We start from the raw sequence: 11,119 nt of genomic DNA, 5'->3' as shown, positions 1-11,119 counted from the left end.
CGCCCGGCCCCCGCCGCCGGGGGTGGGGGGGCCCCCGGCGCTGGGGTGCGCCGGTGGGGGGGGGGGGGCCCCCCAACCCCCCCCCCCACCCCTCTTCGCGTGTCCGGCGAGTCTCGACCGAACGGCTCACCGCTACTGGGACAGTGGGAGGATGTCGGTGCAGCAAACGACCTCGCACGGTGTCGTGACGGACTCCGTCCGCCCGCCCGAGTTCTCCCGCGCCGAACGGGTGCGGGTGCTCACGATGACCGCCGCAGGGTCGGTGGTCATCGGCTACGCGGGCGTCGCCGCGCTGCTCGCGCTGATCTCCTCGACGGCCGCGCACGCGTCGTTCTCGACGACCGGTGTGCTGACCGCCGCCGCGCCGGGCTGGCTGGTCGCGCACCACGTGCCGCTGCGCTTCGACGGCGGGCAGCTCGGCCTGCTGCCGCTGCTGCCGACCGCGCTGGTGATGCTGCTGGTGTACCGGGCGGCGGCGGGCGCGGCGGACCGGTTGGGGCTGTTCGAGCCGTTGCAGGCGCGGTCGGTGGTGTTCGGCATCGCGGGCGCGCACGCCGTGGTCGGCAGCGTGATCGCGTTCCTGATGGGTGACGAGGGTCCGGTCCGGGCCACGCCCGCGGTGGCGTTCTTCGGGTGCGCGGTGGTGTCCGGGCTGGCGGCGGTCGCGGGGGTCGCGCAGCGCTGCGGCCTGGTGGAAGTCGTGTTCGAGCGGGTCGACCCGGTGGCGCGGCGCGGGTTGCGCACGGGCGCGTTGGCGTTGTTCGCGCTGGTCGCGGCGGGTGCGCTGGTGCTGGCGCTCGGGCTGCTGTTCTCGTGGTCGACCACCGCGGTGCTGTTCGACCAGAGCGGCGGCACCATCGGCACGGGCCTCGGCATCTGGCTGCTGTGCCTGGCGTACCTGCCGAACGCGGTGGTCGGTGCGTTGTCGTACGTGGTGGGCTCGGGGTTCTCGATCGGCGCGGCGGTGGTGGGCCCGCTGGAGTTCGTCGGCGGCCCGGTGCCCGCCGTGCCGCTGCTGGCCGCGTTGCCCGAGGAGCAGGCGTCCTACCTGGCGCTGGTGCTCGTGCTGCCGGGCGTGATCGGCGTGGTGGCCGGGTTCTCGTTGCGCGACGCGGCCGAGACGCCGCGGGCCAGGGTGCGCGCGGTGCTGGTCGCGGCGGTCACCGCGGGCGTCGGGGCGCTGGTGCTGGCGGCGGTGGCCGGTGGCGCGCTGGGCGGCGGGGCGTTCAACCCGGTCACCATCCCGGCCGGGTTGCTGGCCGTGCTCACGTTCGGCTGGGTGACCGTGCCGGGCGCGGTGGTGGCCTGGTTCTCCGGGCCGCGGCCGCCGCGCGTGGTGGCGGCCGAGCCGGAACCGGAGGCCGTCGTGGACGAAGAGGACTACGAGGACTACGAGGACGAAGCCGAGTACGACGAGGAAGCCGAAGAACTCGAGGAGGAGTTCGAGGAGGAAGAAGACGACGAGGAGTACGACGAGGACGAGGACGGGGAGGAGCTCGACGAGGAGGACGACGAGGAGTTCGACCACGACCTCGACGAGTACGACGACCTCGAAGAGGAGTTGGTCGAGGACGTCGACCCCGAGGAGACCGACCCCGAGGACGCCGACGAGGAACCCGACTCCGACTCCGACGAGGGTGACGAGGCCGACCCGGAGGACCTGGCCGACGCGCCCCGCTAGCCAACGCCTAGGCTGCTCTTGAGCTGCTGTGACAGTCCCCAGCAAGGAGAGCACGCTGAGCGCCGCGACCACACTCCGGCTTCCCGTCCCCGCCAGGGTCGTCGTCCTCGTCTCCGGTTCCGGCACCCTGTTGCAGGCGTTGCTGGACGCGGCGGCCGACCCCGGATACCCGGTCGAGGTGGTCGCCGTCGGCGCGGACCGCACCGGCATCGAGGGCCTCGGCCGCGCCGAGCGCGCAGGCGTCCCCTCCTTCGCGGTGAAGCTGCGCGACCACGCCGACCGCGACGCGTGGGACACCGCGCTGGCCGACGCCGTCGAGGCGCACAAGCCCGACCTGGTCGTCACCGCCGGCTTCATGAAGATCCTCGGACCCGCCTTCCTGGCCCGCTTCGGCGGCCGGATGGTCAACACCCACCCCGCGCTGCTGCCCGCCTTCCCCGGCGCGCACGGCGTCCGCGACGCCGTCGACTACGGCGTGAAGGTGACCGGCGCGACCGTGCACCTGGTGGACGGCGGTGTGGACACCGGGCCGATCCTGGCCCAGGAAGCGGTCGTCGTCGCCGATGACGACGACGTCGAGAGCCTGCACGAGCGCATCAAGGTGGTGGAGCGGCGGCTGCTGGTCGACGTGGTCGCCCGCCTGGCCCGCGAGGGCTGCACCGTGAACGGACGAAAGGTGAGCATCCCGTGACCACTCCTGCCGAGAGGCGACCGGTTCGCCGGGCCCTGATCGGGGTTTCCGACAAGTCGGGGCTGCTGGAACTGGCCACCGGCCTGCACGCGGCCGGAGTCGAGATCGTCTCCACCGGCGGCACGGCGCGCGCGCTGGCCGACGCGGGCGTGCCGGTCACGCCGGTCGAGGAGGTCACCGGGTTCCCGGAGGCGCTGGACGGTCGGGTGAAGACGCTGCACCCGGGCGTGCACGCGGGGCTGCTCGCCGACACCCGGCGCGAGTCGCACTTGGAGACGCTGCGCGAGCTGGGCATCGAGCCGTTCGACCTGCTCGTGGTGAACCTGTACCCGTTCACGCAGACCGTGGCCTCGGGCGCGTCGGCCGACGAGTGCGTGGAGCAGATCGACATCGGCGGTCCGGCCATGGTGCGGGCGTCGGCGAAGAACCACGCCAGCGTGGCCGTCGTCGTGGACCCGTCGCGGTACTCGTGGGTGTTGGAGCAGGTCAAGGCCGGTGGGTTCACGCTGGCGGACCGGCAGCGGCTGGCCGTGGACGCGTTCCGGCACACCGCGTCCTACGACGTGGCCGTGGCCTCGTGGCTGGGCAGCGCGGTCGCGGCGGACGACGAGGGCTCCGGCTTCCCGGGCTGGGTCGGCGCGACGTGGAACCGCAAGCAGGTGCTGCGCTACGGCGAGAACCCGCACCAGCGGGCGGCGCTGTACACGCAGGGCGACGGGCGTTCCGGGCTGGCGACGGCGGAGCAGCTGCACGGCAAGGAGATGTCCTACAACAACTTCGTCGACGCCGACGCGGCGTGGCGGGCGGCGTGGGACCACGAGCTGCCGTGCGTGGCGATCATCAAGCACGCCAACCCGTGCGGCATCGCGGTGTCCAAGGTGGACGGTCCGGGTGCGATCGCCGAGGCGCACCGCAACGCGCACGCGTGCGACCCGGTGAGCGCGTTCGGCGGCGTGATCGCGGCGAACCGCGAGGTGACCGTGGAGATGGCCGAGCAGGTGGCGGAGATCTTCACCGAGGTGATCATCGCGCCCTCGTACGCCGACGGCGCGGTGGACGTGCTCACGCGCAAGAAGAACATCCGCATCCTGGTCGCGCCGGCGCCCGACCGCGGTGGCGTGGAGATGCGGGCCGTGTCCGGTGGGTTGCTGTTGCAGACGACCGACACCATCGAGGCCGAGGGCGACGACCCGGCGAAGTGGACGTTGGCGTGCGGCACGCCGTTGGACGAGGAGGGCCTGGCCGACCTGGCGTTCGCGTGGCGGGCGTGCCGGGCGGTGAAGTCGAACGCGATCCTGCTCGCGTCCGGTGGCGCGACCGTCGGCGCGGGCATGGGCCAGGTCAACCGGGTCGACGCGGCCCGGCTGGCGGTGGCGCGCGCCGGTGAGCGGGCGCGGGGTTCGGTGGCCGCGTCGGACGCGTTCTTCCCGTTCCCGGACGGGTTGGAGGTGCTGCTGGAGGCCGGTGTGCGCGCGGTCGTGCAGCCCGGTGGTTCGGTGCGCGACGCCGAGGTGATCGCGGCGGCGGAGGCGGCCGGCGCGACCGTGTACCTGACCGGCACGCGGCACTTCGCGCACTAGTAGCGCTCCGGAAGGGCTCCTCGTCGGCGGACGGGGAGCCCTTCCGCGTCTCACTGCTTCGCGATCAGTTCCTCGGCCGTCTTGCGGACCACGGCCTCCGCGTCGGCCAGCGGCATCGGCGAGTCGCTGATGAAGCCCTTGTCCCGCCCGCTGTAGGTGATGCTCCAGACCACCGCGTCCTGGCGGGCGATCAGCTTCACGTCGATCGAGTCGCGCGGCGTGGGTTCGATGATCAGCATCGCCTCGTCGCCGAGGCCTTCCACGGGCTTGGTCTGCAGGCCGTTCGCGAACCCGGCGGCGTCGTCGTAGGTGCTCTCCGCGTGCTCGACGTTCTGGTTCGACTTGTCGGTGAAGTCGCGGTAGTCGTAGATGTAGAAGGCCATGCTGCGCGGGTTGCGGCCGTCCTTGCCCTCGGTCTGCTGCCAGTGGCAGTTCCAGCGCTTGAGGCCCTTGTCCTGCGCGGGTTTCTCGACCAGGCGGAAGCTGCTGACGTGCGCCTGCGACTTCAGGTCGGCGCTGAGGTCGCACTCGGCGATCGGCTGCTCACCCGGGCCGCCGCCCGGCTGCTCGTAGTAGTCCAGCAGGAACGTGGTGGCGACACCGCCCAGGACCAGCACGACGACGGCGACCACGATGCCCACGACCAGGCCCGTGCGGCTCTTCTTCGGCGGCTGGGGGCCGTACGGGCCGTGACCGGGTTGCTGGGGGCCGGGCGGTCCCTGCGGGCCGAAACCGGGCGGGGGTGGTCCGTACCCGCCGGGTTGGCCCTGGCCGTACCCGCCCGGTTGCCCGGGGCCGGGCTGAGGTGGTCCGTAGCCGGGTTGTGGCTGCTGGGGCCAGTTCTGCGGGTTCTGAGGTGCGTTCACGGTTCCCCCCGTGTGGCCGGTCGGTGTCGCGAGCAGCAGTCTGCCGGCCACCCGATCGTGGACGCTGCCGGCATTGACAGGGGGTGGCGGGTTAGGGATAAGATCACCGTGTCGTTCGAACAGATGTTCGACAGACAGGTCGCCGAACTTCCCACGGCGATCCGCGCACAGGGGTGCGCGCGGATCTGTGGGAGGAGGGCTGGTGTCCAGGTCGGCAACGGCGACGCTGACCGCGCTCGGGGTAGGCGCGGCGGGCGAGCTGACCAAGGCACCGGTCCGGGCCCTGCCGGTTCGCGGGGAACTGGCAGGGCTCCTCCCGTGGGGTGGCCTGCGGCGGGGCAGCACGGTGTCGGTGCGAGGGTCGACATCGTTGCTGTTCGCGCTGATGGCCGCGGCGACGGCGGAAGGATGCTGGGCGGCCGTGGTCGGCCTGCCGGGGTGTGGGGCACTCGCGGCGGCCGAGTTGGGCGTGGCCGTCCATCGACTCGCCCTGGTCCCCCGACCTGGCAGGGACCAGGGCGAGGTCGAGAAGACCGTGGCGGCCCTGTTGGACGGGTTCGACCTGGTCGTGCTGGCCACGCCGGTCACCCCCGCGACTTCGCGCAAGCTCTCGGCCCGGGCCCGGCACCGCAAGGCAGTCCTGCTGCCCTTCACCGTCTCGTGGCCGGGCGCGGACGTGGAGCTGACGGCGACCTCGGGCCACTGGACCGGCCTGGAAGCGGGCCACGGCCTCCTGACCGCTCGCACCGTCAACGTCCAAGCGACCGGCCGAGGCGCCGCGGCGAGGCCACGGCAAACGAGCCTGGTGCTCCCCGGGACCGCCGCGGAGCCACCCGCACGCCCCTCCCTGGTCCCGCTCCCGACCACTGACTCACCACTGCCGCCGGCCGACGCACCCTTGCCGACCGCCAACTCGCCGCGGCTGCCCACGGGCCTGCCGCTGCCGCCGGCCGACCTGCCTTTGCTACCCGCCGGCCTGCCGCTTCCCCCCTCCACCGGTCCGCCTGGCCCGCCCGACCTACCCGATCTACCCGACCAACCCGGTCCGTCCTTCCCGGCCACCGTCGAGGCGGTGTGAGCCGTGCGCGTCTCACAACCCGCCCCTCCCACCCGTCGAAGAGGTGAATCCCCTGTACACGCTTGCCGTCTGGTGTCCTGACTGGCCGGTGGTGGCGGCCTCCGCCGAGGCCGCGCTCCCGCCGCACCTCCCTGCCGCCGTCGTCGGATCGGGTGAAGTCGTCGCCTGTTCGGCGGTCGCGCGCGCCGAAGGGGTGCGGCGCGGGATGCGGCGGCGCGCGGCCCAGGGGCAGTGCCCCGAGCTGGCCGTCTTCGAGTGCGACGAGGTGCGCGACGCCCGGCTCTTCGAGCCGGTCGCGGCGGCGGTGGAGGAGCTCGCGCCCGGGATCGAGGTGGTCCGGCCGGGGCTGGTGGTCGTCGCCGCCCAAGGGCCGGTCGGGTACTTCGGGTCCGCCGAGTCGGCCGCCGAGCGCCTGGTCGACCACATCGCGGTGCGCGCCGGGGTCGAGGCGCAGGTCGGGTTCGCCGACGGGCTGTTCGCGTCGACCCTGGCCGCGCACCGCGGGCTGGTCGTGCCGCCGGGTCGGACCCGGGAGTTCCTCGCGCCGCTGGGCATCCACGAGCTCGACCAGCCCGCCGAACGCCGGGAGGACCGGGCCGCGCTGGTCGACCTGCTGCGCCGCCTCGGCCTGCGCACGCTCGGCGCGTTCGCCGCCGTGCCCGAACGCGACGTCGCCACCCGCTTCGGCCGCGCCGCCGTGCTCGCCCACCGGCTGGCCGCCGGGCTGGAGGAACGTCCCAGGTCGCGCCGCCGCCCGCCGCCCGAGCTGTCGGTCACCCGGGAGCTCGACCCGCCGATCGACCGGGTCGACGCGGCGGCGTTCGCGGCGAAGGGCCTCGCCGAACGCCTGCACGCGGGCCTCGCCGACCGGGGTCTGGCCTGCACCCGCCTCGGCATCCGGGCCACCACCGAGAACGGCGAGGAGCTGCACCGGCTGTGGCGCTGCGCCGAGCCGCTCACCCCGCAGGGCATCGCCGACCGCGTCCGCTGGCAGCTCGACGGCTGGCTCACCCGGGCCCGCCTCGACGGCGCCGGCCTCACCGCCGGCATCCACCTGCTGCGGCTGGACCCCGAAGAGGTGGTCGACGCCACCGCGCTGCAACTGGGCCTGTGGCCGGGCGCGGGTCAGGACCAGGGTGAGGCGGCCGAACGCGCGGCGCGCGCGATGGTGCACGTCCAGGGCCTGCTCGGGCCGGACGCCGTGCTCACGCCCGTGCTCGGCGGTGGACGTGGGCCGGTCGAGCGGGTGCGGCTGGTGCCGTGGGGCGACGAGCGCACCCCGGCGGCGGACGCGGAGCAGCCGTGGCCGGGGCAGCTGCCCGGACCGTCGCCCGCGACGGTGTTCGCCGAACCCGAGCCGGTCGCGCTGCTGGACTCCTCGGGCGCGGACGTCGTGGTCACCGGCTACGCCGAGCTGGTCGTGCGGCCGCACCGGATCGTGCACGGCGGCCGTGCGCGGCAGGTCGTGGCGTGGTCGGGGCCGTGGCCGGTGGACGAGCGCTGGTGGGACGCGGAGACCGCGATGCGCGGTGCACGACTGCAAGTGCTGGGAACCGCGGCGGACGGCGAGGAACTCGCGTTCCTGCTGATCCGCGCGGGTGGCAAGTGGGCGGTGGAAGGGGTGTACGACTGATGAGCGGTGACTTCTCCGAGCAGGATCGCCGGAGCCTGGCCGAGTGGCTGGACGATTGCGCCGCGCCGGACCGGCACGAGGTGCCGGACCAGCGCGGCGGACCGGCCTACGTGGTGAGCTTCGGCTGGCTGCCCGCACGGCTGCCACCGGCGGCGCCGTCGATCCCGTCGCCTCGGCGGGCGCTCGACGACTCGCGCTGATGGGCTGGAACAACCCGCCGGTCCGGTGGTCGGAGCTGGAGCGCGCGCTGTCGGGCAAACCCCCGGTGCCCGACGGCGGCGACAGCCCGGCGTGGACGCGCCACCGCGACCGCTACGAGGCGCCGCCCGACTTCGCGGTCAAGGTGGACGACCTCGGGTCGACCCGCGCCCGCGTGCCGTACGTCGAGCTGCACTGCCACTCCAACTTCAGCTTCCTCGACGGCGCCAGCCACCCGGAGGAGCTGGTGGAGGCGGCGCAGCAGCTCGGGCTGGACGGGGTGGCGTTGACCGACCACGACGGCATGTACGGCGTGGTGCGGTTCGCCGAGGCCGCCAAGGAGCTCGGGATGCGCACGGTGTTCGGCACGGAGCTGAGCCTCGGGCTGTCCGAGCCGCAGAACGGCGTGCCGGACCCGGAGGGCGAGCACCTGCTCCTGCTGGCCACCAACCGCGACGGCTACCACGCGTTGTGCCGCACGGTCACCACCGGCCAGCTCGCCGAGGGCAGCGAGAAGGGGCGGCCGGTGTACCGGTTGGAGGAGGTCGTCGCGGACACCCGGGACGACTGCGTCGTGCTCACCGGCTGCCGCAAGGGCGCGGTGCGGCGGGCGTTGGCGCGGGAAGGGCCGGCGGCGGCGTTCGCGCAGCTGCGGAGGCTGGTCGACCTGTACGGGGCGGACCGGGTGTTCGTGGAGCTGACCGACCACGGCTACCCCGAGGACGGGCCGCGCAACGACCTGCTGTGGGGCATGGCCCACGACCTGGGGCTGCCGACCGTGGCGACGAACGCCGTGCACTACGCGGTGCCCGCGCGGGGTCGGTTGGCGGCGGCGATGGCGGCGGTGCGGGCGCGGCGCAGCCTGGACGAGATGGCGGGCTGGCTGCCGCCCGGCCGCACGGCGTGCCTGCGGTCGGGGGAGGAGATGGCCCGCCGGTTCGCCCGGTTCCCCGGTGCGGTGCACCGCTCGGCCGTGCTCGGCCTGCAGTGCCAGTTCGACCTCAAGCTGATCGCGCCGGAACTGCCGCCGTTCGACGTGCCGCCGGGGCACGACGAGAACAGCCACCTGCGTGAGCTGACCTACGACGGCGCGGCCCGCCGCTACCGCTCGATCGGCGAGAACCCCAGGGCGTACCAGCAGATCGAGCACGAGTTGAAGATCATCAAGGAGTTGAACTTCCCCGGCTACTTCCTCGTCGTGCACGACATCGTCTCGTTCTGCCGGCGCAACGACATCCTCTGCCAGGGCCGGGGGTCGGCCGCGAACTCCGCGGTCTGCTACGCCCTCGGCATCACCAACGTCGACGCGGTCCGCTTCGACCTCCTCTTCGAGCGCTTCCTGGCGCCGGCCCGCGACGGCCCTCCCGACATCGACCTCGACATCGAGTCCGACCGCCGTGAGGAGGCCATCCAGTACGTCTACCGCAAGTACGGACGCCGGCACGCCGCACAGGTCGCCAACGTCATCAGCTACCGCGGTCGGTCGGCGATCCGCGACGTCGCGCGGGCGCTCGGCTACTCCGTCGGCCAGCAGGACGCGTGGAGCAAGCAGATCGACCGCTGGGGCCCGCTGCGGTCCACAGTGGAGGAAGGCGGCATTCCCGGCCCGGTGCTGGAACTGGCCGCCGAGCTGGAGAACTTCCCGCGGCACCTGGGCATCCACTCCGGCGGCATGGTCATCTGCGACCGGCCGGTCAGCGAGGTGTGCCCGGTCGAGAAGGGCCGGATGGCCGACCGCACGGTGTTGCAGTGGGACAAGGACGATTGCGCCTCCATCGGGTTGGTCAAGTTCGACCTGCTCGGCCTCGGCATGCTCTCGGCGTTGCACTACGCCATCGACCTGGTGCGCGAGCACGAGGGCGTCGAGGTCGACATCGGCAACCTCGACCTCGAAGACCAAGCCGTCTACGAGATGCTGCAGCGCGCCGACTCCGTCGGCGTGTTCCAGGTGGAGAGCCGCGCGCAGATGGCGACCCTGCCCCGGCTCAAGCCGCGGACGTTCTACGACCTGGTGGTGGAGGTCGCGCTGATCCGCCCCGGCCCGATCCAGGGCGGCTCGGTGCACCCCTACATCCGCCGGCGCAACGGCAAGGAGCAGTGGGACTACGACCACCCCCTGCTGGAGGGGGCGCTCAAGAAGACCCTCGGCGTGCCGCTGTTCCAGGAGCAGCTCATGCAGATCGCCGTCGACGTGGCCGACTTCAGCCCCGCCGAGGCGGACGAACTGCGCCGCGCCATGGGCGCCAAGCGCTCCACGCACCGGATGGAACGCCTCCGCGAGCGCTTCTACGAGGGCGCCAAGGCGAACGGCATCGGTCACGAGCTGGCGGAGAAGATCTACGCGAAGCTGTTGGCGTTCGCCAACTTCGGCTTCCCGGAGAGCCACGCGCTCAGCTTCGCGCACCTCGTGTTCGTCAGCGCCTGGTTCAAGCTCTACCACCCGGCCGCCTTCTGCGCGGCGTTGCTGCGTGCTCAGCCCATGGGCTTCTACTCCCCTCAGTCGTTGGTCGCGGACGCCCGCCGTCACGGCGTGCGCGTGCTCGGTCCGGACGTGAACGCCGGCCTCCCGCACGCCACCCTCGAGCTGGTGGACGGCGAGCAGGCCGTGCGCATCGGCCTGGCCGGAATCCGGACGATCGGTCAGAAGGTCGCCGAAGACGTTGTCGCGCAACGGGAATCGGGCCCGTTCCGGGACATGGCCGACTTCGGCGCCCGGGTCCGCCTGACCACGGCCCAGGTGGAGGCCATGGCCACGGCGGGCGCGTTCGGGTGCTTCGGCCTGGACCGACGTGCCGCGCTCTGGTCGGCGGGAGCCGTCGCGAAGATCCGACCCGACCGCCTGCCCGGAACCGTGGTAGGCACCGAGGCGCCCGCCCTGCCCGGCATGGACGAGGTCGAGCTGGCGGTCGCCGACGTCTGGGCGATGGGCTTGTCCCCGGGCAGCTTCCCGACCGAGTTCGTCCGGGAGCGACTGACCGCCCTGGGCGCCCTGGCCACCGCCGACCTGGCCACCGTGCCCAACGGGACCAGGGTGTTGATCGGCGGCGCCGTAACCCACCGCCAACGCCCCGGCACCGCGGGCGGCGTCACGTTCCTCAACATCGAGGACGAGACCGGCATGGTCAACGTCGTCTGCACCACGGGCCTGTGGGCCCGCTACCGCAAGGTCGCCCGAACCAGCCCGGCTCTGCTGATCCGAGGCGTCGTCGAATCCGCGGAAGGCGTCATCAGCATCCGCGCGGAACGATTGCAACAGCTCGACCTGCGCATCCCCTCACGCTCACGCGACTTCCGCTAAACCCGCTCTACTCGCCGACGCCACACCACCACCCCCGCCTACCCACAACGGCCCTGAAACCGCCCCGGGCCCACCGAACCCCCACCCGCCCACA

8 protein-coding genes are annotated in these 11,119 nt (G+C 73.1%); 7 read left to right on the top strand and 1 reads right to left on the bottom strand.

Annotated elements, in window-relative coordinates; translation table 11 throughout:
* The first annotated feature begins 151 nt into the window (after positions 1 to 151).
* The 3 genes from AB0I91_RS37715 to purH are packed head-to-tail and all read left to right on the top strand — an operon-like array spanning position 152 to position 3,952.
* On the top strand, positions 152 to 1,681 hold the full coding sequence (locus AB0I91_RS37715; RefSeq protein ID WP_499641139.1) for a cell division protein PerM: 1,530 nt from the start codon (positions 152 to 154) through the stop codon (positions 1,679 to 1,681).
* Between the two features lie 28 nt (positions 1,682 to 1,709).
* A complete protein-coding gene (gene purN, locus AB0I91_RS37710) occupies positions 1,710 to 2,372 on the top strand; it encodes a phosphoribosylglycinamide formyltransferase (RefSeq protein ID WP_498786816.1) in 663 nt (220 codons plus the stop codon).
* Positions 2,369 to 3,952 (top strand): bifunctional phosphoribosylaminoimidazolecarboxamide formyltransferase/IMP cyclohydrolase, encoded by a 1,584-nt coding sequence (purH, locus tag AB0I91_RS37705; RefSeq protein ID WP_498786817.1) that lies wholly within the window; start codon positions 2,369 to 2,371, stop codon positions 3,950 to 3,952. Before purN ends, purH begins: the two co-directional genes overlap by 4 nt.
* A gap of 50 nt (positions 3,953 to 4,002) precedes the next feature.
* Here purH and AB0I91_RS37700 read toward each other — a convergent pair whose 3' ends face one another.
* Positions 4,003 to 4,818 carry a hypothetical protein gene (locus AB0I91_RS37700; protein ID WP_498786818.1) on the bottom strand — a complete coding sequence of 272 codons (816 nt, stop codon included), beginning with the start codon at positions 4,816 to 4,818 and terminating at the stop codon, positions 4,003 to 4,005.
* A 202-nt stretch (positions 4,819 to 5,020) separates the two neighbouring features.
* Between AB0I91_RS37700 and imuA' the strand changes: the two genes are divergently transcribed.
* From imuA' to AB0I91_RS37680, 4 genes are read left to right on the top strand one after another with little or no spacing between them, the layout of a single operon-like run.
* On the top strand, positions 5,021 to 5,896 hold the full coding sequence (gene imuA', locus AB0I91_RS37695) for a DnaE2-dependent mutagenesis accessory factor ImuA' (RefSeq protein WP_499641136.1): 876 nt from the start codon (positions 5,021 to 5,023) through the stop codon (positions 5,894 to 5,896).
* Positions 5,897 to 5,939: 43 nt separating this feature from the next.
* Positions 5,940 to 7,529 carry a DNA polymerase Y family protein gene (locus AB0I91_RS37690; protein ID WP_499641134.1) on the top strand — a complete coding sequence of 530 codons (1,590 nt, stop codon included), beginning with the start codon at positions 5,940 to 5,942 and terminating at the stop codon, positions 7,527 to 7,529.
* Entirely contained in the window at positions 7,529 to 7,729 is a 201-nt protein-coding gene (locus AB0I91_RS37685; RefSeq protein ID WP_498786821.1) for a hypothetical protein, read from the top strand. The genes AB0I91_RS37690 and AB0I91_RS37685 overlap by 1 nt, the downstream gene beginning before the upstream one ends.
* Positions 7,729 to 11,025: an error-prone DNA polymerase gene (locus tag AB0I91_RS37680; protein WP_498786822.1), complete on the top strand. Its 3,297-nt coding sequence runs from the start codon at positions 7,729 to 7,731 to the stop codon at positions 11,023 to 11,025. The genes AB0I91_RS37685 and AB0I91_RS37680 overlap by 1 nt, the downstream gene beginning before the upstream one ends.
* Positions 11,026 to 11,119: the final 94 nt, after the last annotated feature.

Origin of the sequence: Actinosynnema sp. NPDC049800, assembly GCF_040656635.1 — a bacterium.
GTDB lineage: Bacteria > Actinomycetota > Actinomycetes > Mycobacteriales > Pseudonocardiaceae > Actinosynnema.
Note: the sequence above shows the minus strand (reverse complement) of the source record. Positions and strands in the feature narration are given on the sequence as shown.

Coding starts and splice junctions, on each gene's coding strand:
- AB0I91_RS37715 (WP_499641139.1), top strand. CDS start 152: ATGTCGGTGCAGCAAACGACCTCGCACGGTGTCGTGACGGACTCCGTC.
- AB0I91_RS37685 (WP_498786821.1), top strand. CDS start 7,529: ATGAGCGGTGACTTCTCCGAGCAGGATCGCCGGAGCCTGGCCGAGTGG.
- AB0I91_RS37680 (WP_498786822.1), top strand. CDS start 7,729: ATGGGCTGGAACAACCCGCCGGTCCGGTGGTCGGAGCTGGAGCGCGCG.